The sequence below is a fragment of the Neorhizobium galegae genome (genome assembly GCF_021391675.1).
GTDB classification, from domain to species: domain Bacteria; phylum Pseudomonadota; class Alphaproteobacteria; order Rhizobiales; family Rhizobiaceae; genus Neorhizobium; species Neorhizobium galegae_B.
Window position 1 is genome coordinate 607,887 of sequence record NZ_CP090096.1, and the last position, 27,000, is coordinate 634,886.

Here is a 27,000-nt window from a genome sequence, read left to right on the forward strand (position 1 = left end):
GCCCCCGGTCTTCAAGGGTCAGGCGGCCTCCTTCGGACGCGGCTGCAGCGGCGGGTTGACGTCCGGCGGGATCGGGCAAACGTAAGACGTCTTGCCCAAACGCGCCTGATGGTCCGCCTTGGCCGCAGCCAGTAACTGGCTGTCGCTGAGAAGATCGATGGCGGTGCCGGCCATCATTTTCGCGGCATGGGTCATGCCTTTATGGGCAGCAGCCGTCTTGCCCTGCGCCGTCACCTGCCAGGAATGGCCAGGCGTACCGATGGCGATAGTCGCGGCATGCGCCTGCACGGTCGGCATCAACCAACTGACATCGCCGACATCCGTCGACCCGATCATCGGTTCGCCATCGACATCCAGCGGCACGATGAAGTCGCAGAGCGGGGTTTCCTCCTTGCGCGGCAGGCCGACGCGAAGATAGGCGTTGTCGATATCCTCCTCGCTGAGCGTTGCCTGGATCTGTGCCGCAAACGCCTTGTCTTCCGCATCGAAAGGGACGGGCCCGAGCCGATCCAGATTGCGCTGCATCACCTCTTCCAACGGGCGGTTGGCCAACAGGTTGGAAACCGCACTCATGATGGAGATATCGACCGTCGTTCCGGTCATCATTGCCGCGCCCAGCGCCACCTGTTTGACTCGCTCGTTGAGATCCAGCATGCCTTTGAGGTCCCGCGAGCGGATCGCATACCGCACCGCCGACTTTGCCTGCACGACGTTCGGGGCAATCCCGCCAGAATCGAGCATGGCATAATGGATACGGCTGGAATCCGGCACGTGTTCGCGCAGGTAATTGACCCCGACATTCATCAGTTCGACGGCATCCAGCGCGGAGCGACCGAGATGCGGCGCCGCGGCAGCGTGCGAGGATCGGCCGGTGAAGCGAAAATCCATCCGGGTATTGGCGAGCGACAGGGCTTTGGCGACCTCGGTAAAGGCGCTCGGATGCCAGGTGATGGCCGCATCGACGCCGTCGAACGCGCCTTCGCGCGCCATGAACGACTTCGCCGCTCCGCCCTCTTCCGCCGGGCAGCCATAATAGCGCACCCGGCCAGGCTTGCCGGACTGGGCCAGCCAGTCCTTGATCGCCGTCGCGGCCAGCATCGCTGCTGAGCCGAGCAGGTTATGACCGCAGCCATGCCCGTGACCGTTGCCGGGCAAAGGCTTCGGTTCGGCGATGCCTGCCTCCTGGCTCAGGCCCGGCAGCGCATCGTATTCGCCGAGAATGGCGATGATCGGCCCGCCCTTGCCTGCCTCGCCCATCACCGCGGTGGGGATGCCCGCGACGTTTTCGGTGACGCGAAAGCCCTGTTCCCGGAGCATGGCGGCGTGTTCGGCAACCGAGGCGTATTCCGTATAGGCGATTTCTGGCATGCCCCAGACACGGTCGCTCAGGGCGACGAATTCCGCCCTGTGCTCGTCCACCAGATCCCAGATTCGCTCGCTATTCTGCATTTCGAAGTCTCCATACGGCTTGATGTCAAAGGTGTTTTTCAAGGAACCGGGCGAAGGCAGAAAACGCCTTTAAGCGGTTTTCCCGGCGCGCAAAGCCATGCCCCTCGTGGTCGATGCGCAGGTATTCGCAATCGTGGCCGAGACCGCTCAGGCACGAATAGACGTCTTCACTCTGCCCCATCGGCACGCGGGGGTCGCGGTTGGCGTGGACGATCAGAAGCGGCGCCTTCATCCGGGCGATCCGGTTGATCGGCGAAAACCGCTCCAAAGCGTCGCGCATGACGGATGGTTCGCCATATTCGGCGGCCCGCTGCTGCCGGCCCCAAGGGCCGGTCGCAAGAAGATGGGTCAGGAAATTCCCGACACCGTAGAAATCCACGCCGAGTTTCCAGAGTTTGGGATCTTCGGTCAGCGCCGACAGAACCATGAAGCCGCCATAGGAGCGGCCGAACACGCCGATACGGCTGTCATCCACATCCGCTCGCGCCCCGATGGCGAGCCGGATCGCCCGCAGGTCGGCCACCGAATCCAGACGCTTTTCGCGGTCGTCGAGCTCGTGGAAGGCACGGCCATAGCCGGTGCTGCCGCGCACGTTCGGTGCCACCACCATGACACCCTGCGAAACGAGAAACTGGACGTCGGCGCGGAAATCCGGCTTCCACTGCATTTCCGGCCCACCATGCACGATGAAAAGAACAGGGTAACCGGCGGCAGGCGCCGGCGAGGATGGTGTGTAGACGAAGGCCGGTATCAGCCGTCCGTCAAAACTTTCAAAGCGTTCGACCACCGGCTCCCGGAAGGATACGACGTCCAGCCCCAATGTGTCGGAAGCGACCGTCAGTTCGAAACGCCCGCTGGCCAGATCTAGCCTCCAGATGCCCGGCGGTGTCGCCGCCCCTTCAAGCGGGAAGACCAGCGACTGGCCGTCCGGCGTGAATGCGACGGAGGTGATGACCCCGACCGGCTGCCCTTCGAATGACCGCATATCGCTGCCGTCACGGTTGCACAGGCCGATGCGGCTCCAGCCGTCTTCGTTGGAGACGTAGGCAATGCGCTGCTGGTCGGGCGACAGGGCCACGGCTTCGATATCCCGGTCGGAAAGCTCGACCAAGGGTGCGACGCTGCCGTCTTCGGCAGCAAACCGGCAAATAGCCATGAAATCGCGGCCCTGGTCGCAGACGGCCACGCCGCCGCTGCCGTCCTTGAACAGCCGTGCCGCAAGATAACGGGCTTTCCCGGCATGCGGCATGATCGGCGTTAGTTCGCCGCTGGCAATCTCCAGCCGATACATGTCCTGATCGTTGCCGGAGCGTAGCGATTCCCGCACCAGCAAAGCGTTTCCGTCGGGGAAGAAGGCAAGTGCCTCGCGCATACCGATGCCGGCAAAGACTGTCGACGCCTCGCGCGTCGTCACATTCATGACGTGGATGTCCATGTCATAAGGGGAACGAGCGTTGGACGCATAGGCGATCCGCTCACCCTCCGGAGACCAGGCGCCCCAGATATGCACGACACCCGGCGCCTGCGTCAGCGCGACGGGTTGGGCTTCGATGTCCGGCAAAAGCCAGAGCTGATGCCGCTCGTCACCGCCGCAATCCATGGTGAAGAGGATTCCCGGTCCCTTCGGATTGAAGGCGAATGCGCCGATGGGTTCGGGCATGGCGGTAACCTGCCGTGCCGGCCCGCCGGCGAATGGCCTGACCCACAGCTGGCTGAAGCCGGTGGCATTCGAGAGATAGGCAAGCCATTGGCCGTCGGGCGACACGGCCGGCGATTTGACGGACTGGATCTCCAGGAACGGAGCGATGGTTTCAGCCTCAAACGACGACGTCATCCGATCACACCCTCCGGCATTCAAGCGCGTTGACCGCGACAAGCTTGCCGCGCAGCCGCTCGGAGGCGTTTTTCAGCTCTTCGAAAAGCGGACCTTTGGTCGATTGATGATTGGCTTCCGTGACGATCGAGAAGCCGGCTTCCGGCCAGGCCCGATAGAGCTGCCAGGCGGACGCCATCGGGGTCACCGTATCATACCGTCCCTGGACGATCTCGCAGGGCAGGTGGCAGATCCGGCCGATATCGCGAAGCAGCTGGCCCGGAGCGAGAAACGCGCCGTGCATGCAGTAATGCGTAAACAGCCGGGCAACGGCGAGCGCGGCAGTCGGCTCCATCAGGGCTGCGACATGGCCGGGGTCCGGCAGAAATGTCTGGGTCTTGGCGGAAAAGCCTCGCAGGCTGAGCGCCGCGGCCACCTCTTCATGGGCATTGCCGCTGGTCAGCCGCCGGTAGTAGGCCGACAGGAGATTGCCACGCTCGGCTTCGGGAATGAAGGCCGCAAATTCCTCCCACTGATCCGGAAAAATGGCCCGCACACCATTGAACCACCAGTCGATATCCTCCTTGCCGGCGAGGAAAATGCCGTGAAGGCGAAAGCCGAGGCAGTGGTCGGGATACGCCTCCCCATAGGCCAGCGCCAGGCAGCTGCCCCAGGATCCGCCGGAAACCAGCCATCTGTCGATGCCGAGATGGTCTCGCAGCAATTCCATGTCGGCGACCAGGGCCGTCGTCGTGTTGCCGTCGAGATTCGCATGCGGCGTCGACCGGCCGGCGCCGCGCTGATCGAAGATAACGATCCGAAACGTAGAGCGGTCAAAGGTTTCAACCTGCTTCAGGGACATGCCAGCACCTGGCCCGCCGTGAAGAACAACGACAGGGATACCCTCAGGATTGCCATGCTCCTCGACATAGAGGCTCCGAACCTCGTCCACCGGGAGATAGAAGCTCCGTTCACCCTGCTGCTGCGACTGCATTCGCCCACTCCAATGCGCAACACTGCATGCCTATTTTATAGGCATGCCAATTCTATGTGCATAGTGAGGCGATCTAGGCCTTTCTGTCTAATGAGAAAACAAGATGGCCCATTCCAAATCGGAATAATTATCCGATGCATTTATCGAACAACAGGTTAGGTGACACTCTAAGTGTCAGTCCATAACGAAGTTGAATGATATGATTCGCTTGTGATTCCATGCAGTTGATTTGATTCGACGAGGCATGGAAGCAATGTGGACGACATCGTAAAGTTAATCGAGCAACGATCAAAATGTGGGATCTGGTGGCATGACCAAACTTGCCCGTGATCCGCTATATCGCCGCCATCGCTTTCCCGCTGACATCTTCGCCTATCCCTGATGGCCCTGGCATCGAGATTGTGTTCGACTTTCATGACCATGCGGTCGTCGGTACCAGCGGCGACGGACGTCGGGCCTCTTTTGCGTTGGCGACATCCACGGTCGCGGAGTTCCATGCCAATTTCGCTCGGCTCATCTCCGATCTTGGAGGTACCCCGGACTTCCACGGCCAACCCAATGAGGTGCCGGATCCTGTCCCGTTCGATGAGGACTATCGTGACCGCCCCTATGACCGTGATGCCGTTCGACGTTTTCATCAGGCGTTGATGGCCGTGGACGCGGTTTTCAAGTCGTTTCGGACGTCTTTTCTCGGGAAGTCCAGCCCTGTGCGCCTCTTTTGGGGAAGTTTCGATCTGGCCGTTACACGGTTTTCGGGACGGCAGGCGCCGATACATCCCGGCGGCTTTCCAGCCTTACCAGACGATGTGGCGCAGGAAGCCTACGACCGGGAGGTTTCTTCGGCAGGCTTTTGGCCTGGAGGCGGCGGCATCGATTATCCACCCAGGGAGTAGTGGGTTGTCCCGTGCCAACCGGGACAGGCTGTTCAAGGGGCGCTAGTTCTGTATGAGCAAGGCGGGCGATGACGAGCGAGGGGATAAGGTGGGCACCGAACTGCCGACGGAATAGCGTTGATGCTTTGAGCTCAAGCCTCACAAATAGACTTTACCTCGAGGTCCGATTTATCAAGCACTCGACTCACCTGACTAAGGCGCCGCCGGTTCAGATCCCATCAAGGCGAGACAGTTGGTTTTAACTGGCGCTTCGTGAGCGGTTCACCCGGCTGCCGGTCGCGAGAGTTCACGAGCTAGTTCCAAGAACGCTCTGACTCCGGCCGAGAGGTTTCGGCGCCCAGGATAATACAGGCAAAGCCCCGGATATGGGGGCGTCCAATCTTCCAGAATACGGATGACGCGCCCCGCCTCGATCTCCGGAAGAATGTCTTGTTCAAAGATATAGCCGACGCCGGCACCTTCAAGCACCGCAGTCCGTGTCAGGCTGGCTTCATCGAGCGCAATCGGTCCCCGCACATCAATCTGCACCTGCTCGCCGTCCTTCTCAAAACGCCATCTAAACAAGGAGCCGTCCGGCAACCGAACACGAATGCATCTGTGATTGAGAAGATCAGGAGGAACCATGGGCTTGCCATGCTGCTCGAAATACTTAGGAGAACCCACCACGGCGTGTCGTTGAGGCCGGCCGAGCGAAACCGCGATCATGTCGCTGGGAACGAGGCCTGCAACCCTGACGCCCAGATCGAAACCGTCCTTGACGATATCGACCATTTTTCCTTCGGTGACGATATCGACATTCATGTCGGGATAGCGGCGCAGGAACTCAAGCACGAGCGGTGAGATGATGGCGCGCGCCGCAAACGGGGCGGCGTTGATCCTTATCGTTCCGGAAGGTGTCTCGCGCTGCGAGCGCACCAGATCCAGAGCGGCATGGAGATCCTGGAGCGATGGCGCGACCTGCTGCACAAAGAGCCTGCCGGCATCTGTCAGCGACACGCTGCGTGTGGTGCGGTTGAACAATCGCACACCCAGCCCCGCCTCAAGCCTGCCTATCGTGTGGCTCAGCGCAGTCGTTGACATCCCGAGATCAATGGCCGCTGCGCGGAAGGTCCCGCGCCGGGCAATCGCAACGGCCGCTTCGAGTTCCTTCAGGCTAGCGTGTTCCATTGTCCCGATCTGTTCAATAGCGCATGCCGGCTTATCCCACTTATCTATGCAATGGTCGAGCGCTAACTTAGGGGCAGCTCAGAAGGAGAAATACGATGGATATGCCCTCTATTGTGAACATGTATTTTGACGCCGACAGTCGCAATGATGCCGATACGCTGTTGAAAACCCTTGCGGTCGAAGCGGCGGTCGAGGACGAAAATGCGCGCCATCAGGGCATTGTTGCAGTCCGTGAATGGTGGTTGGCTGCGAAGAAGGCGACCCAATACCGTGCAGAACCCGTGGAATCCACGGTTGACGGCGACAAGGCACTCGTCCGGGCGAGGGTGAGCGGCCAGTTTCCCGGTAGCCCGGTGATGCTCACCCACGCCTTCACCATCAAGGACGACAGGATCGTCAGGCTGGAGATCCGTTCATGACCGACTTTCTCAACCTGAGGGGCAAACGTGCACTCATTACGGCTGGAACCAAGGGTGCCGGCGCTGCGACCGTCAGCCTGTTTCGGGAGCTCGGCGCAAAGGTGCTGACAACCGCTCGGGCCCGTCCGGAAAGCCTGTCGGAAGAGCTGTTCGTCGAGGCGGACCTGACCACCGAAGAGGGATGTGCAATCGTCGCAGAGGCCACGCGGCGGCGCCTTGGCGGCGTCGACGTCATCGTCCATATGCTGGGTGGCTCTTCAGCGGCCGGAGGTGGATTTTCTGCACTGTCGGAAGACGACTGGCATAAGGAGCTGTCGCTCAACCTCTTTCCAGCCGTTCGCCTGGATCGGCTGCTCGTTCCGGACATGGTCACCCGAGGAAACGGTGTGGTCGTGCACGTCACATCGATCCAGAGGGTCCTCCCGCTTCCGGAATCGACGACTGCCTATGCTGCAGCCAAGGCAGCACTTTCCACCTACAGCAAGGCGATGTCGAAGGAAGTGTCGCCAAAAGGTGTCCGGGTCGTTCGGGTGTCGCCGGGCTGGATCGAAACGGAAGCATCCGTCCGTCTTGCCGAACGCTTGGCGAAGCAGGCCGGAACTGACCTCGAGGGCGGCAAAAAGATCATCATGGACGGGCTGGGCGGCATTCCGCTCGGTCGTCCGGCAAAACCGGAAGAGGTCGCAAACCTGATTGCGTTCCTTGCCTCCGACCGGGCCGCATCGATCACTGGCACCGAGTATACGATCGATGGAGGGACAGTGCCAACAGCCTAGGTGTCTGTCAACGTTGCCATGCCAGCTGGGCTCGTGTTCAATGAACTCCTGACCAGTGCCTTGAAGCATGCCTTCGTTGCGCGCGACACCGGAGAAATTAAGCTACGCTGTGTCGTCAGCGATGACGGGTGCAGGATCATCGTCGCTGACAACGGGGTAGGCCTCCCCCAAGATATGAGCTGGCCGAAGCGCGGTAAGTTAAGCGAAATGATCGTCCAGTCGCTGAAACAAAATGCCCGCGCGGAGATCGCGGTCAGTTCGTCATCCGAAGCCGGCATGAGTGTCATGCTTGTCTTTTCGAAAGAAGCGGCAAGCACCGTGAGGGCCAGCGGTTGCCCGCTTGGGGAAGGCTGCAACTGTTCATCACCCGCTGCGGCCTGGCCCGCATCGGGTTCGCGATGCGTCCGCCGCTGGCCCTGGTGCGCTCGCTAAGGTGTAGGTCCGGGGAGCCGTGGTAGCACAATCGCGGCATGTTTTCCTTGAAACCGGGAACTCCTTGCCGAAGCGGGGCGGTACTTTGTGCGATCTCCACACGCGACGTCGCAAGTGCTCTAAGTTTCGCCATCAAAGGATGTATGTTCTAATTCTAAATCAAGTTCAGATAGTGTATTTCTATCGGAAAGTTCTCCAAGAGAATTTCCTCAGTCGTCGTGATCCACGAAATCCCAAGTAGTCATACAAAGGGAATTTTATGCCAAGCACAACATCTCCGCATGTGAGGGCCATTCCTATTGGGGGGCGGCCAGGCGACCAACCGCTGGCGATCGTGGAGCGGCTGCAGGCGGAACTTCAAGCTCGTCTGACGGCGGAAGCGGAGTGGGGCGACGAGCGCGCGCTACTGCGCGCCATGATTGACCAAGTTCCGGATTATCTGTTCGTCAAGGATCTTGAATGCCGCTTTCTCATCGTCAACACCGCGGTGGCCCACATCCATGGCTTCCGCGACCCTGATATGCTCATCGGCAAGACCGATTTTGACCTTCATCCGTTTGATCGCGCTTCAGGGTTCTTCGAAATTGAGCAGGCGATAATAGAGACCGGATGCCCGATGATCGACATGGAGGAGGTCGTCGTTGATGCCGAGACCGGCAAAAAAAGATGGCTCTCGACTTCCAAGGTCGCCATGCGCAATGATCAACACCAGATCATTGGGCTCGTGGGGATATCACGCGATGTAAGCGTGCGAAAACGGGCCGATCTTTTGCGCGACGAACAGGCTCTCGTCCTCGAGATGATTGCGATGAATTCGCCGCTGGAAGAAGTGCTCGACCGGATCGTAAGGCTGATCGAAGCGCAGCTCGAAGGCGTCCTCGGCTCCATTCTGCTGCTTGATGAAAGTGGGAACCATCTCAAGCATGGCGCGGCTCCAAACCTGCCACCGGCCTATTGTCGGGCGATCGACGGTGTTGCTGTCGGGCCGAAGGCTGGTTCATGTGGCACCGCCGTCCACAGGCGGACGAATGTCGTCGTCAGCGACATCATGGGCGATCCCCTATGGGCCGATTATCGTGAACTGGCCGCCCAGCACGGGCTGCGTTCCTGTTGGTCAACTCCTATCCTGTCGCATCAGGGTGCCGTGCTCGGCACATTTGCGATGTATTCTTACGCGGTGCGTGAACCCGGAAATTTTGAGACAGACCTCACCGATATGGCAACTCGTATTGCTGCCATCGCCATTGAACGCAAGCTGGCCGAAGATCAAATAAGCTTTCTGGCACATCATGATATCTTGACGGGACTTCCCAATCGCAGCCTTCTGAAAGATCGCCTTGTCCAGGCAATGCTGCAGACTGAACGTCACAATCCTTGCGTCTCCGTCGTCTTCATTGACCTCGATAACTTCAAATCGGTCAACGACAGCCAGGGCCACTCTGCCGGCGACGAACTCTTGAAGATCGTTGCACATCGGATGGTGGAGTGCGTCAGGCCGGTCGATGCGGTGGTGCGGCTCGGCGGCGATGAGTTCGTGATCCTGCTCGTCGATCAACCAGAAGGATCCGACGCGATTTCGGTTACACTCGACAGGGTCCGGACGGCGATTTCGGAGCCGATAACGATCGGCGGCCGGGTTTTCCACGTCACCTGCAGCATGGGCGTGGCGACCTTTCCGCATGACGGTGCCGATGCAGAGACTCTTCTGATGAACGCAGATGCCGCCATGTACAAGGTCAAGGAAGCCGGAGGCGACGGATTCCAGTTCTTCACGGTTCAGATGAATATCACGGTGCACGAGCGGCTGGAATTGCAGGATGCCATGCGCGACGGCCTTGCCCGGTCGGAATTTTATCTGCTTTACCAGCCGCAGATTGATTTGAAATCGGGCGAGATCTTTGCAGTGGAAGCACTCGTTCGTTGGAGGCATCCAACACTTGGGGTGGTTTCTCCTGACAGGTTCATCCCGCTGGCCGAGGAAACCGGGCTAATCGTTCCCCTGGGTGATTGGATTCTCAACGAAGCCTGTCGCCAGAACAAGGCATGGCAGGACGGCGGCCTTTTGCCTGTCAGCGTCTGCGTCAATGTCTCGGCCCGCCAGTTCCAGGACAAGAACTTGATCAAAAACGTCACGAGCGCCTTAACGGAAAGCGGACTTTCCGCCGAATATCTCGAACTGGAACTTACCGAAAGCCTGGTCATGCGGGACGTCGAGCAAGCCATCGCGACAATGAAGGAACTGCAGAGCCTCGGCGTTCATTTCGCGATTGACGATTTTGGAACCGGTTATTTAAGCCTTTCTGCTTTGAAGAGCTTGCCTGTATCGAGGCTCAAGATCGATCAGTCCTTCGTTCGTAACCTCGCGCAAGATGAGGACGACAGGACCATCACTGCGGCGGTGATCTCGCTTGGACAAAGGCTGAAGATGAAGGTGATCGCGGAAGGGGTGGAGACGGACGAGCAACTGACCTTCTTGCGCGAAAGCCATTGCGACGAGATACAGGGCTACCACTTCAGCCGACCGGTTGAGGCGGCGGCCATCGCTGCGCTGCTTTCGGCAGCCTGAAGGAATCGAACAGCCGCAACTTGTCCCAGGACTTTTGGCCAAAGCGCGCGAGCGGATCGGGGTTAAATATGCTCCGATCGCCCGAGTGCCTGTTCAGTCCTCGCATCTGACAGAAGCCGAGCGAGGCTGTTCCCCACGTCGGCAAAACTGTACGGTTTCGGCAACAGCGGGCGGTCCCGATAATTTTCAGGGAACGCGTCGATGCCGTAGCCTGTCGCGAAGATGTATGGCACGTGCCGCGCGGCGAGTGCCTCGGCGATCGGAAAGCTCTTTTCGCCGTTCAGGTTCACGTCCAAAATAGCGACATCGAATGGTTGGCTGTCGATCAAGGCCAGCGCCTGTTTCACGGTGGCTGCGATACTGACGCTTCGGCAGCCTAGGTCGGTCAGGATGTCCTCCAGCAGCATGAGAAGCATCATCTCGTCCTCGACGATCAGTAGGCGCTGGGCCGTCAGCAGCTTATTCATTTAGATCGTCCACCACCGGAAAGGTGATCGCGCAGGAAACGCCATCCTCATGATATCGCAACACGACCGAACCGTCCAACTCATGAGCCAGGCCGCGCTCGAGGAGCCTGGTACCGAAGCCGTTCCGGGATGGGAGCGCAACAGTCGGACCATCCTTCTCCTGCCATAAGATGTTCAGCTCTCGGCCGCCCGAGGTTTGCTTCACCACCCAGTTGACGAGAACGGAACCGCCAACACTAGAGAGCGCACCGTATTTGACGGCGTTTGTCGCGAGTTCATGGAACGCCATTCCGAGCGCCAGGGTTGCTTTCGAAGGCAAGCGGATCTTCGGTCCGGTGATGACGAAACGCTCCCGCTGTGAAGATGGGTTCCTGAACGGTGCCAGCGCTGCGGCAACCACATCGCGAAGTTCGGCACCGTTCCAGCTTTCTCGGCTAAGGAGATCGTGCGATCGGGAAAGGGCAAATATTCTGGACTCGATCGCTTCGCGGATAAGTTCAGGGTGGGATGTCTGTCGCAAGGTCTGTGAGACCATCGACTGCACGGTCGCCAGGGTATTCTTCACACGGTGATTCAACTCATCGATGAACATTCTCGACCGCGCCAGTTCCTGCTTGTGTCTTGAGAGGTCGACGAAAGAAATGAAATGCTGGACGACCTGACCGTGATCATCACGAACCGGGCTGATGAAGATGGCCGCCCAGAATACGCTGCCATCTTTGCGGGAGTAGCATACCTCCAGATCGCTATCGCCACCGTCCGAGAAGATCGCCGCAAGCTTTGCCAACACGGCGGGCGCGGAACCGCGGGCCATCAACGTATTGAAGCCTTGGCCAAGCACCTCGTCCCGCTCATATCCAGTCAGCGCAAGAAAGCTGTCATTGGCGAAGATGATCGGCTCGTCCGCCTCCCTGGCATTTGTGAATACCATGGCCATGCGGGTGGTTTCGGTCGCGACGACGAATGGTCCCAGATCCTCGCGAAACCCCTCGACTTCGCCTTCAGCGATGATCTGACCTTGGGACTTTTTCTCTATCTTCAACATCTGGCCGCCCTATCCCTCTTGAGAGATCTTCCCGGCAGGATTGAAGAAGAGAAGAATGGATCCGAGCCTTCTTGTCGCGTCGGCCCCGAGATGAGTTGTAGTGCCGCGCGCATACCTCCCGAAAGGCATGCGGGATTGCTGTCGAAGAGGGTCTCGCTAACACGTTTGCTGTAAAATGAGGTCATGCGGCGTCCTCAAAAAGTTCCATTGTCGATCAGGCGGGCCGTCTCAACGGAGCGTCATCATCAGGAATTGGCTGCTTGGATTTCCCAAGGGGAATACCGGTAAGGCGTTCATATTCTGTCTCGGCTGGGCCATAGGTGCCCTGGCTGAGATCGATCAACCCATTGCGGTCTCTCACGAGAATTTCGCCTCGTTGCGATTCGATGAAGCGCTTTGATTCGAGAATTTGCAGCGCGACGGTCACACCCGGCCGCCGAACCCCCAGCATCATGGCAAGAAATTCATGCGTCACCGAAAAGCTGTCGCCGTCCATGCGATCGTGAACCATGAGGATCCATCGCGCCAACCGTTCCGCCAGCTTGATCTGGCCGTTGGCAAGCGCCGTATAGGTGGTCTGGATGCCGAGCGCTCGGGCGTAGTGCATCAAAAGCGCTGCCAAGGGGATACTCTTTGACAAGACGTCTCGCAGATTGTCGGCAGAAACGCGCAATGCCGAGCCGCCCATTTGGACGAAGCAGTCGAATGGGCTTTCGGTATCACCTTGAACAAGCGATGTGCCCGTCATGCCATCCCGGCCGAAAAGGCCGACTTCGACTGTGGAACCGCCCTCTTTGCTCGCCACTACAGAACCAAGGCCGGCCTCGAGAAAGTAGACGAACTCGATCGGCTGATGGGCGCTCTCAAGCGATTGGCGAAGGTTGAGCTGTATCCTTTCCAGAGATGGCGCAAGCAGGCGCCTATCGTCGGGTGTGATGGCTGACAATAAGCGGTTTTTGGATGCACTTAAATTCTCGGGGGTCATCGGGCTCTCCAGGGGGCGAAAGCACGATGATCTTCCAAACGTCAGCGCCCTTGCGTGGCCAACGCTGTATATAAGGATGCTCTTAAAAATTGAGTCACGCAACAACTTTGGTACGAAATCGTACCGACGCACGACCCACCGTTGTTTCCGTGGAGACGGCTACCTCGCCGAGGCGAGGGAACTGCCAGCCCGTCACGGCGGTTTCCGAGGTCGTCGCGGAGCAGTTTCTCTTGAAGAACGAGCCGACGAACCTCGTCCGCTCCAAGTGCAATGAGAACGAACATACGTTCCGCTCCTTCACGAGCTTGGACTTCGGCGACGACGTTTCGGGCGATGAGCTCTTCCATGGTTATGTCGGATACTCCAGGGATGACGGAGGTCGGCTGAGGTTCGGGATGATACCGTCCAAGGAACCTGATGGCCTTATTCTGTCTGCCGTTAAGACCAAGCCGCGGGCCTTCGTTCCTGCGTTCGCGTTGCGCTCGGATCGACAAAACGGCTCGGTGTGTCATCATTACTTCCTCCGCGCTTGATCCTTCGGCAGGTCGTTGAGCTATCCACCGGGTGAGGCCAGAAGCTTGCTGCCCCTTAGATGGCTCCAAGAAGAAGTGGAAGCCCTTACGTTCTTTGTGCCATCGCGCCGATTGGGATATCTTCGCGGCACAACGTTCAGTTGCAACGATAGTTCCGTGTTCGAAGATAAAGTGCTCGGCCAGCATTTGATGTTTTGCGTGAACAAAGTTTCCGCATCGATGCCAAACACCTGGTAGGCAGCGGAATGCACGACGATCTCTACTGTCTCGTCGTCGAATTCGGTGAAAACCGCCACAGATGCTCGTACGTCATCAAGGAAATTTAAGCCGTTACTGGCTATCTAGCAGGCTCCTTTCTGATCAGGAGAAGGGCACAGCGTTCGGGCAAGATTTCTATGGAGCCAGCCATAGGCAAGGGAGTGACGGAAACAACTTGTCGGGACGTCAACATGCCGGTGTCATCGGAGGCGATCATAGCCATGCCTCCGGTACCGGATCGCTTGTCATCCGGGGGGCACATGACTGCACAACAAGCCGTTCAAGCTTCGGCCAGTCCGCGTCACGGGTCGTGCGAAGGTATCCCTACGTCACCCGAACGGCCGCGTCCATCAACGACCATGTAGGCATGCAACAGATTGACGATCCCGGGAAAAGCGGCATGACGGAGGGCAATCTCCAGCTCCTTTGCACATCTGATATGACCCGCCAACTGCTCAAGTAGATCAACGTCCTTATGCTCGAATTCCGGCTGCGCCTTGCTCCGGGATATGTCGACAGACCAGCGTGTGGTTCGTCCGTTACGGAATACGCACAACAAGCCGTTGTCCATATCGCGGGGTTTGAAGAACCTCCTCGAATAGTCGCCCTGTCGAAACGCGTCCAGATCGACCATCTCTCGATAACGCTGCGCCCTGTTGAGGGGTGCTCGCAGCCATGCCTTGGTCAACATGTCGTTCCGGGAAAGTTCAAGCGCCTCGGTTCCAATAAATTCGGGGTCCTCGACTGAAGCAACGGAACGAAAACCAGAGATGGGATCCGTTAAAATGATGCAAGCACGGGAGCCCCCGAAAAGACGCGTTGTAGCGTCTAAGGCCTCTTTCCAGCCATCCCCCTCGTAGGCCGCACGGTAGTACAAGTCGACCACCGAGGAGAATTCTCTAAGGGTTGGCTGTGACATATGGCGCGTTCAAAGCTATTGGGGTGGTTGATGCTAAGATCTATTGCGGCATTTCTGATGCTTACGTTATGAAAGTAACTCGACCTGTGGCACCTGGCAAATGCCGGGTGTGGATGCAGGAATTAAGAGTGGCGGCGCGGGGGTCGGAGGAAAACCGTGCGTGGTGGCCAAATCGCAGGCTCGTTTGGAGCCGAGGTAAAGCCTTGTGAATACAGTGAGCCAGTTGGCCCCATGCTCGGCAGGCGGAGCCTCGATTAAAAGCCTTGGTTCCCGCAACCCGGGACAACCGTTGGACCGGAAACGTCCATAGAACGCGCCACGCGCTACCCCGCCCTCGGAGGCAGGCTATCGCTGATCAAACCGTGGCGTCAGGAAGCCAGTCTTGCGCCGATAGGCTTCATATTCGGATGCCAGCGGTGATAGAGAGAACTTCCTCTCCTCGTTGCGGGCTGCAGTGACATAGACAATCGTAAAAAATAATACCGGCAGGATCGACCATATCGACCAAGATGCCAGGGCCCAGCCGCACCAGAACAGCAGGTAGGACGTGTAAAACGGATGCCGCAAGTATCGGTAGGGGCCGTCGGTGACAAGACTATCTGGGTATTCTGGGTCGAACGCAAAGCGCAACCTGGCCTTTCTCGACGCCGACACCGCCCACCAGAATAAGCTCGCCGCCCCGAGCTCAAATCCCAGTCCAACTAGCTGTACCCATCGCGTCTGTGCCCCGGACCAGACCAGGTACAGGAAAAGCGCTGTCGTGACGATGACCACCACCGAGATCAGCTTTGCTCCGGCTTCCATCTTCGGTGAGTTGAAATGGCCGCGCAACGACCACGCGTAGAACCCGACGACAGTCAGGCTGGTAATCGAAACGATCAAGTCGAGAAGAATGTGCATCTTGATGCCCACCATTTTAAGGTTGGTTACAATTGCTGCTGCCGACAGACCTAACCCGTGTGCATCGCCAAGGCAAATGATCGATGTATGACACGTGACTGCATCGAAATGCTTCGTACCGACGCAACCTTGTTTATATCCGGTTTACGATGATCATGCACCTGCCGTAGACATTATTGTGCAAGACTTGAAGCTGTGATTTTCGGAATCCGCAGCTTATGGCCGTATTTGACCGTACAATCGACACCCGCCACGGGTCCGTGTGCATCAGCGACACAATGGCTGGGGCAGCGCCGCTGGTTATGATACACGGCTCCGGCAGCTCCAGGCACGTGTTTACACGGCAATTGCAAAGCCATCTATCCCGGAACTGGCGGCTGATAGCGATCGATCTTCCGGGGCACGGCGAATCGAGCGACGCCCGAGATCCGCAATCGACCTACACCGTCACCGGTCTTGCGGACTGCATAGGCGAGGTGACCGCCCGCTTGGGCCTTCACCGCTTCCCGGTATTAGGATGGTCACTTGGCGGCCATGTCGCGGTCGAAATGGCGGCCAGCGGTAAGGGCATTTCCGGCCTCATGTTATGCGGGACGCCACCCGTCCCCAATGGTCTCCTCGGAATGCTGCGCGGTTTTAGCCCGTCTTTCGATATTCTTCTTGCATCAAAACAGAACTTTACTTCCAGGGACGTGGAGCGGTTTCAGTCTCTCTGCTTCGGAGGCACGACCAATTCATCTTTTCGAGACGCGATCACGCGCTCCGATGGAAGGTTGCGGGCCATTTTCTCGCGCGCAATGCTGAGGGGGCAGGGGATCGATCAGCGCCGCACAGTCGAACAGGCGGACATGCCCATTGCCTTCGTGAACGGCTCACGGGATCCTTTTGTCAAACTCAGTTATCTGCCGGGCTTGAACATCCAGTTGCTCTTCGAGGGCAAAGCTCATGTGATGGAGGGTGTTGGTCACGCGCCTTTCTGGGAAAATCCGGAAAGCTTCAACTCGCTGCTCGAGCGGTTCTTGCAGGCCGTCGTCGCCCATGAAGCCAAGACCGCGCCAGCCGAGAAAAATACTCACGCTCTTCCAAACAAAGGCTCTGTGTGAGCCACACTGATCTGGATACGTCGGTCGAATGTTTTTGTCGCTTGGCTGTGAATCAGTGTCGAAGGTTGACCCCTATAATCGGTCCCGTAAAGCCTTGATCTCCTGAGATGAAATGCAGATCGGGTAGGGTCACGATCGCCACCGATGATGATCCCGCCCTCGTTGCGAGTTTGCAAGTAGAGTCAGGCGCTTACCGCCTTTTCAAACGGGGTCAACCTTCGGTGCTGTTTCACACTCTGGTCGAGACCGCGATCGGTCGCTACAAGTCGATTACCGGACACCGACTGAGGGCACGCTCATTCGCCGCGCAACGGACGGAAGTTGCCATCAGCTGCATCATCCTCAATCGAATGCTGGCATGCGCGCGCCCGAAATCCGTCCGGTGCGTGACAGCGACCGCATAGACACTGCATCAACGACTGGAACCCATTCATTCATCGACCGATGCAACAACGCCCTTCATCGGCTATTCGATGGCCGCGATGATCAACCGCGGCGGCTATTGCAAAGCCGGCATGAAACTATTCCATTTTTATCATGTCCGTACCGCTTTGTCTGAAGTAACCTGCAGGTAACTTCGATATCAGAGCTCATTCAATGACTTACGAAAATCGTGCCCCTTTGCGTTCGCTTGGTATATCCGTTGGCCATTATCCTGTAGGCAAGCTGAACGCGATCACCGACGTTGCCGGTGTTTCAGTGGGCCATGTCACCTGCGTCGAGGACGATCGGATCCGCACGGGCGCAACCGCCATCCTGCCGCATGCCGGCAATCTGTTTCAGGATAAGGTGCCGGCGGCACTTGCCGTCTTCAACGGCTTCGGCAAGTTCGCGGGTTCGACCCAGATCGCCGAGCTTGGCGAGATCGAGACACCGATCCTGCTCACCAATACTTTGGCCGTCGGTCGCGCAATCGAAGCTATCAACCGCCATACGCTGGCACAGGCCGGCAACGAACGCATCGTTTCGCTGAATGCCGTCGTCGGCGAGACCAACGATTCCCGGCTGAACGATATCCGCGCGGCGCGTCCGAGCGTCGATGAAATGCTGGAAGCACTCTCCGCTGCCAAGGCCGGCCCGGTCGAGGAAGGCGCAATCGGCGGGGGCACCGGCACGGTCGCCTTCGGACTGAAGGGTGGTATCGGAACCAGCTCGCGCATCGTGCCAGTCGCTGGCACGTCCTATGTGGTCGGCATTCTCGTCCAGTCGAATTACGGTGGAAAGCTGACCGTCGCCGGCCGATCTTACGAGGCGGAAGGCCATGACAAGGACGGTTCGATCGTCATGATCGTCGCGACCGATGCACCGCTCTGCTCACGAAACCTCAACCGTCTTGCCGAACGCTGCTTTGGCGGTCTGGCGCGCACTGGCGCGGCACTCAGCAACGGGTCCGGCGACTATGCGCTCGCCTTCTCGACGGCTGAAGAGGTGCGTCGTACGCCGGAGCGTCGCAAGTCGGTCGCCAATTATCCCGTTCTCTCCAACGACGTCGTCTCGCCGCTCTTCGAAGCCGTCATCGAGGCGAGCGAGGAGGCCATCCTCAATTCGATGACGATGGCGACGACCACGCACGGCTACAATGCCGGGACCGACAAGCCTTCGACCATTCACGCGATTTCCCTCGACGCCCTCAAGCGCCGCTGATTTTCTAGACTGGAGTTTCCCATGCCTGCCGCAATGCCCCGCACCGTCTATCTCAACGGTGCCTTCCTGCCCGAAAACGAGGCGCATATCTCGATCTTCGATCGTGGTTTTCTGTTCGGCGACGGGATTTACGAGGTGACTGCCGTTCTCGACGGCAAGCTGATCGACAGCCCGCTGCACATGGCGCGCCTGGAGCGCAGCGTGCGGGAGATCGGCGGCACATTGCCGATTTCGACCGATGAGATCGTTTCAATCGAAAAGCGTCTGGTCGAGGAAAACAAGCTGACCGAAGGCGTGATCTATCTGCAATATACGCGCGGTGCCGAAGATCGCAATTTCCTCTATTCGGACGATCTCGAGCCGACCCTGCTGCTCTTCACCCAGGCAAAGACGCTGGAACATGTGGCCGCCGTCGAAAAGGGCCTGAAGGTCAAGATCGTGCCGGACCAGCGTTGGGAACGCCGCGACATAAAGACTGTCTGCCTTCTGCCGCAGGTTCTCGCCAAGCGTATAGCCAAGGCCGAAGGCTGTGACGAGGCCTGGATGGTCGAGGACGGGTTCATCACTGAGGGCGCGTCATCGACGGCCTATATCATCACCCATGACGACAAGATAGTCACCCGCGGCAACGGCAATGCCACGCTGCCGGGCTGCACTCGCCTTGCATTGCTCGATCTCGCACGCGAACAGGGCCTGACGATTGAAGAGCGCCCGTTCTCTGTTGAGGAAGCCATGGCTGCGCGTGAAGTCTGCCTGACCAGCGCCTCGAACTTCATCGTGCCTGTCACCTCGATCGACGGCAAGCCGGTCAGCGATGGCAAGGCTGGTCCGATGTTCAAGCGCTTGCGCACGCTATACATGGACAACGCCCGCCGCACCGCGGTTTGATGAAATCAGCCGGCGGCCAGAACGTCCCAGATGCGTTTGACAATCGGCCGCCGGTTTTCTTTTGAACGATAAAGCCGGATCTCGACATCGATATCCCAGTCAGGCTCCGCCGCCCTGACGAGCCGGCCATCGGCAAGTTCCGCGGTAACCAGGCTTTCCGGTATCCAGGCAAGCCCCCAGCCCGCCATGACCATGCCCTTCAGGCCGACCGACATGCTTCCGACATGGACACGGTTTTCCACCGGCAGCCGATCCCCCATTGCGCCGGCGACGAGCTGGCCGAAGAACGAGATCTTTTGATAGCTGACATGTGCGAAACCCGGCTCGATATGGTGTTGGTGCTGTCCATAGGCGTCGGGGGCGCTAACTGCGATGATTGTTTCTGCGCCCAGCTGATGATGTTCGAACTGCGGATCGAGCAGCATCGGCACATGCTGGTTCTGGTAGGTCAGCAGGAAATCTGAATCGCCGTCGACGAGCGAGTTCAGGTTCTCCTCCATGCTGCCGGAATCGGGCCGCATATGCGTAACGATTGGTCCGAGCTTCGCGTTGAGCTCGTTCAGCCAGTTCGGGAAGAAGGTGAAGGACAAAGTATGCAGCGCCGTCACGGTGACCGTGCGCGCGTCACTACCCTCTTCGTGCTGCAGATTTCGGCGGGCCTGATAGAGGCTTTGCAGGGTCTGTTCGGCGATCGGCACGAAGCGTTCGCCGGCATCGGTCAGACGCGACGGATAGGTGGCGCGATCGATCAGGCTGGTTCCGACCCAGGCTTCCAGCTGCCGGATCCGCCGGCTGAAGGCGGATTGGGTGACGTGGCGCTCTTCCGCCGCCTTGGTAAAGTTTAGCGTCTGGGCCAACGCCAGGAAATCTTCAAGCCATTTGACTTCCACCACAAGCTCCAATTGAAAACCGACCGCGGTTCTCCATTGGTATGATTGATGGAAAAATGCAATCAGCCGACGCGGCTATACTCGATCATTCTCGCACGAGATAAGACGAGTTCGAGGCGATTTTCGGACAGGAGGTGAAGGCAGACACGCTTCGTCCACGGCCCATCCTTCAGCGTGAAGAGAAAACGGCCGCCGCCCAGCGCCATGAGCGGCATGCGATGACGCACCGGCCCAACGCCCATTACGACGGCACCGCCATCGATTTCGAAATACGCGCCTTCATCGGAAAACCAGCGCCCGGAGAGCGAGGCCGGGACACCTGTATCGACTGATGGCAGCAGGCGGCGCACAGTATGGCCGATCTCGCCAACGATGGCGGATCCATCCATCTTCAGGCGCATCGGCGACGAGGCCGAAAACGACGATACGAACTCGCCGTCATCCTGGTAAACTGTATCGTCGGAATCGAGCCAGGTGACGGTCGAGCCCTTGACCTCGGCCCAGAAGGGACCGGTTTCTGAGACATAGATGCCGTCGGTGAGCGTGGGGGAAGGGGCGGGCAGGGCAAGGCCCAAGAGGGCTGCCATGGCTTCCTGGGCAATCTTGTTGCCGTTCGTGTCTTCGCGGTTGGAGACGATGACGAAGCCGCTTTTGCTTTCGTGGTCGAGGAGGAAATAGGACTTGTAGCCCGGATGCGAGCCGCCATGGCCGGTGAACTGACGACCACCGAGAAGGGTACGGCGCAGGCCGAGGCCGTAACCGCTTTCGCGGCCGCCTTCGAGTGCGCGCGGTGCCGAGAGACGATCGAGTATGCTGGCAAAAGACCCTTCGCCGCCAAGCAGGAGGCGCAGCCAGTTGGCAAGGCTCGTTGCGCTGCCGGTCATGCTGCCGGAAGCGGAGATGTGCAGGCCGGCGGCGGACAGCTGCCACGTCTTCCCGTCGTGCCAGTAGCCGGGAACGAGGCCTGCGACGGCGTCGTTCCAGCCATCCGGGGCGTCGAGGACTGCGCCGGCTCCTATTCCGGCGGTACGGATGAAATCGCGGAAGAACAATCCCTTGCGCTCGAGCGCGGTCTCGACGAGGCGGTAGCCGGTATTGGAATAGGAAATCTCCGTACCAGCATCATAGTTCAGGCGCGTCTGGCGCGTGAGAAACTCCATCAGGGGGCCGGCCTTGGTTTCGGTATAGACTGACAGGCCGAGCAGCGACAGGCATTCACGCGTATCGGGCAGGCCGCCGCTCATGTCGAGGGCGCGGCCGATCGTAACGCTTGCCAACGGTTCCTGTAATTCGGGCAGATGCTGGCCGAGCGTGTCGTCGAGGGAGATTGCTTCCGGATGCGACAATATCATGGCGCAGAAGGCATGCTTGGTTACGGAGGCATAACGCACCACCGTCTCGGCCGAGAACGGGGCCATGGTGGAGAGACTTCCGACGCCGCCGACTTCCGCAAAGCGGATGCCATTGGCATCGAAGCCGATCACGGCGCCTCCAGGCTGGTCGGCGCCCCAACTGCCAGCGAATTTCCCGGCGGCTTCCTGTGCCGCCCCCCAATAGGCCGTGATCGACATGCTGTTCTCCGCTGACTGCTCTTGAACCGGACCGGGTGGCCAGACCCTTCTAAAGGTCAGGCCGGTTCTTCGAGCTCCACGCTCAGGCTGCGCAATTCGCGGGTGTGAGCGTGACTGACATTGCCAAGTCTCAGATCTTCGGCGGTCACCTGTTCAACCATGTTGCCGTCGATCATCACGCCGACTTCGGTGCAAAGATGCGCGATGACGCTGAGATTGTGGCTGACCATCACATAGGTGAGGTTTCGCTCGGCCCTCAGATCCGCAAGCAGATTGAGGATTTCCGCCTGCACCGACACGTCGAGCGCGCTGGTCGGCTCGTCGAGCAGCAGCACTTCCGGCTCGGCGATCAGGGCGCGGGCAATCGCCACGCGCTGGCGCTGGCCGCCGGACAGCTGATGCGGATAGCGGAAACGCGCGCTGATAGGCAGGGCAACCGCCGACAGAACCTTGGCGATGCGATCATCGATCTTGTTCATGCCATGCACGAGCGGCAGTTCCGACAGGATGCGGTCAATCGTCTGGCGCGGATGCAGCGAACCATAGGGGTCCTGGAAGACCATCTGCACCTTGCGGAAGAAGGCCGGCGGGCGATGCAGCGGAGCGTCTTCACCGGAAAAGGCGATGCGGCCCGACCATTCGTTGTTGAGGCCGGCCATGGCGCGCAGCACGGTGGACTTGCCCGAGCCGCTTTCGCCGACGATGCCGAAACTGGCGCCCTTCGCGACATTGAAGGACACGCCTTTGACGACTTCGCGGTCACCGAAACTGATGCGCAGATTGTCGATCTCGATCGTCATTTCAGCCACTCCGGATCACGGGTCAGCACAGGCAGGCGCTCCTTGGGGTGGATCAGCGAGGGCATACAGTTCAGAAGCCCGCGCGTATAAGGATGCTGGGCGGAGAGAAGTTCGGACGCCTTCAGCTCCTCCACCACATGGCCGGCATACATGACGGCGACGCGGTCGCAGAAATGCGAGACCAGCGGCAGATCGTGGCTGATCAGCAGAAGACCCATGCCGCGTTCCGACACCAGTTCCTCGATCAGGCGCAGGATTTCGGCCTGCACGGTCGCATCGAGCGCGCTGGTCGGTTCGTCGGCGATCAAGAGTTCCGGATCGGGTGCCAGCATCATTGCGATCATGACGCGCTGGCCCATGCCGCCCGAAACCTCGTGCGGATAGGAGGCCGCGACCTTTTTCGGATCGCGGATCTTCACCTGTTCCAGCAGCATGATTGCGGCTTCCAGCGCCTGTCGCCTGCTGCCACCCTTGTGGGTGTGCCAGGATTCGGCCACCTGGCTGCCGATCGTCTTCACCGGGTTGAGTGAATATTTCGGGTCCTGCAGAATGAAGCCGGCGCGCTTGCCGCGGATCGAGCGCATCTGCTTTTCAGAGGCAGCCAGGATGTCGATCCCGTCGAAGGCGAGCTTGTCGGCTTCGATGACCGTCTGCTTCGGCAGCAGCTTCATCAGGGCGCGGGCGGTGAGGCTCTTGCCCGAACCGCTTTCGCCGACGATGCCGAGCTTTTCCGTGCCGAGCGTCATCGAGACGCCCTTGACCGCCTGATGCAAGCCGGTACGCGACTGAAAACCTATCTTGAGATTGTTGATTTCGACCAGCATCCGTCAGTTCCCCTTCGGATCCAGAACATCGCGCAGCGCGTCGCCCAAGAAGTTGAAGGCGAGCGAAACGAGGAAGATGGCAATGCCGGGAATGGCCGCAACCCACCATTGTTCGAAGATGAAGCGTTTCGCGGTGGCGATCATAGCACCCCATTCCGGTGACGGAGGCTGGGCGCCCATGCCGAGGAAGCCGAGCGAGGCGGCGGTGATGATGATCGAGCTCATGTCGAGCGTGACACGAACGATCAGCGTCGGTACGCAGAGCGGCATGATATGCCGGAAGATGATGCGCCAGGAAGAGCCACCGGTGAGGCGATAGGCGGCGATGAAGTCGCTGCCGCGCACCGTCAGCGTTTCGGCGCGGGCCATGCGCGCGTAAGGCGGCCAGGCGGTGAGTGCGATGGCGAGGACGGCGCTTTCGACACCGGGCTTCAGCGCTGCCACGAAGGCGAGCGCCAGAACAAGGCGCGGGAAGGCCAGGAAGATGTCGGTGATGCGCATCAGGATCGTATCGACGATGCCGCCGAAATAGCCGGCGATGCAGCCGATGGCGAGCCCGATCGGCGCGACGAGCACGACGACGGCGATGACCATGCCAAGCGTGACGCGGCCGCCGTAAAACAGGCGCGAATAGATGTCGCGGCCGAGTTCGTCCGTGCCGAACCAGTGGGCGGCGCTCGGCGCGGCAAGGCGATTGCCGAGTTCCTGGGCGGCGGGATCATGCGTCGCCAGCAGCGGCGCGAACAGCGAGATTCCGATGAATACGAGAACGATGGTCAGGCCGATCATGCCGAGCGCGTTGCCGCGCAGGTTCAGCCAGATACGGTAGCGGTTGCCCCAGGCGGCCTGCTGGCGCGATGACGGACTTTCATCCAGCGCCCAGTTTCGGAAGGTGGCGATCATTATTTTACCCGTGGATCGAGGACGCGGTAGAGAATGTCCGCAATCAGATTGAGGCCGACATAGATCAGGCCGATCAGCAGCGTCGTGCCGATGACCGGGTTCATGTCTGCATTCATCAGCGATACGGTCAGATACTGGCCGATGCCCGGCCACGAGAATACCGTCTCGGTGACGACGGCGCCTTCGAGAAGGCCGGCATAGGTCAGGGCGATGACGGTGACGAGCTGGACGGCAACGGTCGGGAAGGCATGGCCCCAGATGACTTTGGTCAGCGTAAGGCCCTTGGCGCGGGCGGTGATGACGAATTCGCCCTTCAGCGCATCGATCATGAAGGCGCGCGTCATGCGGGCGATATAGGCCATCGAGAAATAGGCAAGGATGATGACCGGCTGCGCCATATGCGCCAGTGCATCCCAGAAGGCGCCGAGATCGCCGGCGATCAGCGTATCGATCGTCAGGATGCCGGTGACCGTGTCGATCATGCCGTCATAGACGATGTCCTGGCGGCCGGGGCCGGGCGCGATGTCGAGCGCCGAATAGAAGACCAGGAGCGAGATCAGCGACAGCATGAAGACCGGCACGGAATGGCCGGCGAGGCAGACGACGCGGATCGCCTGGTCGGTGAACGAGCCCCGGCGGACGGCAGCCCAGACACCAAGCGGAATGCCGATCAGGGCGGCCAGCAAAAGGGCGGCCGTCGCAAGCTCAAACGTCGCCGGGAAGAAACGGACGATGTCCTGCGCCACCGGGTTCTTGGTCAGAACCGACATGCCGAAATCGCCGTGGGCGAGCTGGTAGAGATAATGCAGGAACTGCACCGGAATGGGCTGGTCGAGGCCCATCTCGGTGCGTACGCGAAGAATGACGTCCTCGGGCGCATTGTCGCCGACGGCGGCAATCACCGGATCGACCGGCATGACCCGGCCGATGAGGAATGTCAGCACAGTCAAACCGAACAGCGTCAGGAGGACGCTGCTCAGTGTTGCTGCAAGGCTCTTGAAACGTCGGTTCACGCCTTGTTGGTCTCCAGGTAGGAATTGCCTTCCGAGAGAACGCCGAGCTGGAAACCATTGACGTTCTTGCGGCAGGCGGCGGTCCTGGTGGTCTGGAACATCACCGCGAACGGACTGTTTGCCATGAAGTCGCGCTGCAGCGTTTCATAGAGAGCCAGACGCTTGGCCGGATCCTTCTCGTCGCGGGCGGCTTCCGCCTTGGCGGTAAACTCGTCGCTCTTGAAGCTCGAGCGCCATGCGAAAGGCTTCTTCTTGGCGTCGTCCGAATTGTCCTTGTTGATGCAGAACACTTCGGCGTTCGAATTCGGATCAAAGTAGTCCGTGCCCCATGCCGACAGCGCCATTTCATGGCCGCGCGCACGCATCTTGGTCAGGACCTGGCGGTTTTCGGCCGACTGCAGCTTCACGCGGATGCCGATGGCGCCGAGATTGGCCTGGATCGCCTGGGCGAGATCCGGATAGGGCTGCGCCGAATAATGGTCGAGTGTGATGTCGAAACCGTCCTTCAGCCCGGCTTCGGCCATCAGCGCCTTGGCCTTTTCGAGATCCTGCTTGAACGGCGTGTCGGTGACCGTGCCCGGGAAACCGGCCGGTTCCATGCTCTGGTGAACGGCGTGCGTCAGCGGCACGATGTTCTTTTGCATGCCTTCGTAATCGAGCGCCCACTTCACGGCCTGCCAGACCTGCGGCTTGGCGAGATTGGCATTGTTCTGGTTGAGCGAGATCAGCACCAGCGAGGCAATCTGCTTGCGTACGAGAACGATGCCGTCGTCCGACTGCAGCGCCTTCAGCTGTTCGGAGGTCAGGTCGCGGGCGATATCGACGTCGCCCTTCTGCAGCATCAGCATCTGGGACGAAGGATCGACGACGTGGCGGATGATGACGCGCTTCAGATTGCCCTTGTAGGGGCCGTTTTCGTTGAGCACCAGGGTAATGCTTTCCGAAGCCTTCCAGGCCTGCAGCTTGAACGAGCCGGAGCCGGCGCTGTTCTTCTGCAGCCAGGCATTGCCAAGGTCGCCATTCGTCTCATTGGCGAGAACCACCTTCTTTTCGACGATGGCGCCGATGTTTGCCGAGAGGCAGAACAGCAGGAAGGAAATCGCGGTCGGCGCTTCCGTCGTCAGCGTGACGGTCTTTGCGTCCTTGGCGACGATGCGGCTTTCGACGTTTTCGGCGGTGAAGCCGAACTGGTTGATGATGAAGGCCGGGCTCTTGTTCATCTTGATGGCGCGCTGCAGCGAGAAGGCCACGTCTTCGCCGGTGACCGATGCGCCGGACGAGAATTTGGCGTCGGCGAGCTTGAAGGTGAACACCTTGTTGTCGGCATCGGCTTCCCAGGAAGCGGCGACGACGGGGAGAACATGGTCGGGATTGTCGCTGTTGGCACGCACCAGCTTCTGGTACATGTTGCTCATCACTTCGCCGCCGACCGCCTCAAAACCCTCATGCGGGTCAAGGCTGGTCATGTTGTCGAGCTGCTGGGCAACGACCAGAATATCCTTTGGCGTGGCGGCAAAGGCGGTGTCTGCCAGTTCGATATAGGACAGGAAGGGCAGGGCTGCGCCGCCGATCAGAAAATTGCGTCTGGATACCATTATTATATTCCCCTGGAACGACCGGACCTCCGGAGTGCCGGAAGCCGGCAAGATTTTGCCGCAAAAAGATGCAGGCCTCTTATCAGGCGCGATTTCAGGCGACCAATTCCGTTTTTCGAATGGGTTATGCGCGGTTTGCATTTGCGGCCGCCG

Annotated in this window: 22 protein-coding genes and 3 pseudogenes; 9 read left to right on the plus strand and 16 right to left on the minus strand. The window is 59.5% G+C overall.

The features are described 5' to 3' along the window. Positions 1–18: 18 nt before the first annotated feature. From LZK81_RS25590 to pip, 3 genes are read right to left on the minus strand one after another with little or no spacing between them, the layout of a single operon-like run. Positions 19–1,449, minus strand: a complete 1,431-nt coding sequence (locus LZK81_RS25590; RefSeq protein ID WP_046604942.1) for a M20 family metallopeptidase — start codon at positions 1,447–1,449, stop codon at positions 19–21. A gap of 25 nt (positions 1,450–1,474) precedes the next feature. Further along, a complete protein-coding gene (locus LZK81_RS25595) occupies positions 1,475–3,283 on the minus strand; it encodes an alpha/beta hydrolase family protein (protein ID WP_233957798.1) in 1,809 nt (602 codons plus the stop codon). 4 nt (positions 3,284–3,287) lie between these two features. Next, a complete protein-coding gene (pip, locus tag LZK81_RS25600) occupies positions 3,288–4,256 on the minus strand; it encodes a prolyl aminopeptidase (protein WP_233957799.1) in 969 nt (322 codons plus the stop codon). A 359-nt stretch (positions 4,257–4,615) separates the two neighbouring features. Between pip and LZK81_RS25605 the strand changes: the two are divergent. Beyond that, positions 4,616–5,137 (plus strand): annotated as a pseudogene (locus LZK81_RS25605) (DUF5996 family protein); the annotation flags it as partial. A gap of 273 nt (positions 5,138–5,410) precedes the next feature. Here LZK81_RS25605 and LZK81_RS25610 read toward each other — a convergent pair. Beyond that, entirely contained in the window at positions 5,411–6,316 is a 906-nt protein-coding gene (locus LZK81_RS25610) for a LysR family transcriptional regulator (protein WP_233957800.1), read from the minus strand. A 95-nt stretch (positions 6,317–6,411) separates the two neighbouring features. Here LZK81_RS25610 and LZK81_RS25615 point away from each other — a divergent pair, with 95 nt between their 5' ends. From LZK81_RS25615 to LZK81_RS25630, 4 genes and pseudogenes are all read left to right on the plus strand, one after another. After that, complete coding sequence (locus tag LZK81_RS25615; protein WP_233957801.1) at positions 6,412–6,735, plus strand: nuclear transport factor 2 family protein; 324 nt, start codon at positions 6,412–6,414, stop codon at positions 6,733–6,735. Further along, positions 6,732–7,511 carry an SDR family oxidoreductase gene (locus LZK81_RS25620; protein ID WP_046604937.1) on the plus strand — a complete coding sequence of 260 codons (780 nt, stop codon included), beginning with the start codon at positions 6,732–6,734 and terminating at the stop codon, positions 7,509–7,511. Before LZK81_RS25615 ends, LZK81_RS25620 begins: the two co-directional genes overlap by 4 nt. Further along, positions 7,512–7,826 (plus strand): annotated as a pseudogene (locus LZK81_RS25625) (ATP-binding protein); the annotation flags it as partial. 376 nt (positions 7,827–8,202) lie between these two features. Further along, a complete protein-coding gene (locus tag LZK81_RS25630) occupies positions 8,203–10,509 on the plus strand; it encodes an EAL and GGDEF domain-containing protein (RefSeq protein ID WP_233957802.1) in 2,307 nt (768 codons plus the stop codon). 62 nt (positions 10,510–10,571) lie between these two features. Here the strand turns inward: LZK81_RS25630 and LZK81_RS25635 are convergent, their stop codons facing one another. The 5 genes from LZK81_RS25635 to LZK81_RS25655 all read right to left on the minus strand — a co-directional run bounded on the left by LZK81_RS25635 (position 10,572) and on the right by LZK81_RS25655 (position 15,616). Further along, a complete protein-coding gene (locus tag LZK81_RS25635; RefSeq protein ID WP_233957803.1) occupies positions 10,572–10,976 on the minus strand; it encodes a response regulator in 405 nt (134 codons plus the stop codon). Then, the gene (locus LZK81_RS25640; protein WP_233957804.1) at positions 10,969–12,021 is read right to left on the minus strand and encodes an HWE histidine kinase domain-containing protein; all 1,053 of its coding nucleotides are present in this window, start codon (positions 12,019–12,021) and stop codon (positions 10,969–10,971) included. Before LZK81_RS25640 ends, LZK81_RS25635 begins: the two co-directional genes overlap by 8 nt. A gap of 214 nt (positions 12,022–12,235) precedes the next feature. Further along, positions 12,236–13,006, minus strand: a complete 771-nt coding sequence (locus tag LZK81_RS25645) for a Crp/Fnr family transcriptional regulator (RefSeq protein WP_233957805.1) — start codon at positions 13,004–13,006, stop codon at positions 12,236–12,238. Between the two features lie 1,092 nt (positions 13,007–14,098). Next, entirely contained in the window at positions 14,099–14,674 is a 576-nt protein-coding gene (locus tag LZK81_RS25650) for a hypothetical protein (protein WP_233957806.1), read from the minus strand. Positions 14,675–15,061: 387 nt separating this feature from the next. Then, positions 15,062–15,616, minus strand: coding sequence for a methyltransferase family protein (locus LZK81_RS25655; RefSeq protein WP_233957807.1), 555 nt, complete (start codon positions 15,614–15,616; stop codon positions 15,062–15,064). A gap of 218 nt (positions 15,617–15,834) precedes the next feature. On the opposite strand from LZK81_RS25655, the gene LZK81_RS25660 reads away from it, so the two are divergent. The 4 genes and pseudogenes from LZK81_RS25660 to LZK81_RS25675 all read left to right on the plus strand — a co-directional run bounded on the left by LZK81_RS25660 (position 15,835) and on the right by LZK81_RS25675 (position 19,251). Beyond that, positions 15,835–16,719, plus strand: a complete 885-nt coding sequence (locus LZK81_RS25660; protein ID WP_233957808.1) for an alpha/beta fold hydrolase — start codon at positions 15,835–15,837, stop codon at positions 16,717–16,719. Between the two features lie 233 nt (positions 16,720–16,952). Next, positions 16,953–17,123, plus strand: a pseudogene (locus tag LZK81_RS25665) (IS5/IS1182 family transposase); the annotation flags it as partial. 193 nt (positions 17,124–17,316) lie between these two features. Continuing rightward, positions 17,317–18,363: a P1 family peptidase gene (locus tag LZK81_RS25670; protein WP_233957809.1), complete on the plus strand. Its 1,047-nt coding sequence runs from the start codon at positions 17,317–17,319 to the stop codon at positions 18,361–18,363. Positions 18,364–18,384: 21 nt separating this feature from the next. Then, positions 18,385–19,251, plus strand: a complete 867-nt coding sequence (locus LZK81_RS25675) for a D-amino-acid transaminase (RefSeq protein ID WP_233957810.1) — start codon at positions 18,385–18,387, stop codon at positions 19,249–19,251. 5 nt (positions 19,252–19,256) lie between these two features. On the opposite strand, the gene LZK81_RS25680 is transcribed toward LZK81_RS25675, so the two are convergent. From LZK81_RS25680 to LZK81_RS25710, 7 genes are all read right to left on the minus strand, one after another. Further along, complete coding sequence (locus LZK81_RS25680; protein WP_233957811.1) at positions 19,257–20,141, minus strand: LysR family transcriptional regulator; 885 nt, start codon at positions 20,139–20,141, stop codon at positions 19,257–19,259. A 62-nt stretch (positions 20,142–20,203) separates the two neighbouring features. Continuing rightward, positions 20,204–21,712 carry a serine hydrolase domain-containing protein gene (locus tag LZK81_RS25685; protein ID WP_233956718.1) on the minus strand — a complete coding sequence of 503 codons (1,509 nt, stop codon included), beginning with the start codon at positions 21,710–21,712 and terminating at the stop codon, positions 20,204–20,206. A gap of 56 nt (positions 21,713–21,768) precedes the next feature. Continuing rightward, positions 21,769–22,512 carry an ABC transporter ATP-binding protein gene (locus tag LZK81_RS25690; RefSeq protein WP_046612198.1) on the minus strand — a complete coding sequence of 248 codons (744 nt, stop codon included), beginning with the start codon at positions 22,510–22,512 and terminating at the stop codon, positions 21,769–21,771. Next, positions 22,509–23,336 carry an ABC transporter ATP-binding protein gene (locus LZK81_RS25695; RefSeq protein WP_046604925.1) on the minus strand — a complete coding sequence of 276 codons (828 nt, stop codon included), beginning with the start codon at positions 23,334–23,336 and terminating at the stop codon, positions 22,509–22,511. Before LZK81_RS25695 ends, LZK81_RS25690 begins: the two co-directional genes overlap by 4 nt. 3 nt (positions 23,337–23,339) lie before the next feature. Further along, entirely contained in the window at positions 23,340–24,239 is a 900-nt protein-coding gene (gene nikC / locus LZK81_RS25700; RefSeq protein WP_046604924.1) for a nickel transporter permease, read from the minus strand. Next, on the minus strand, positions 24,239–25,252 hold the full coding sequence (locus LZK81_RS25705) for an ABC transporter permease (protein ID WP_233956720.1): 1,014 nt from the start codon (positions 25,250–25,252) through the stop codon (positions 24,239–24,241). The genes nikC and LZK81_RS25705 overlap by 1 nt, the downstream gene beginning before the upstream one ends. Next, positions 25,249–26,847, minus strand: coding sequence for an ABC transporter substrate-binding protein (locus LZK81_RS25710; RefSeq protein ID WP_233956722.1), 1,599 nt, complete (start codon positions 26,845–26,847; stop codon positions 25,249–25,251). Before LZK81_RS25710 ends, LZK81_RS25705 begins: the two co-directional genes overlap by 4 nt. Between the last annotated feature and the right edge of the window lie 153 nt (positions 26,848–27,000).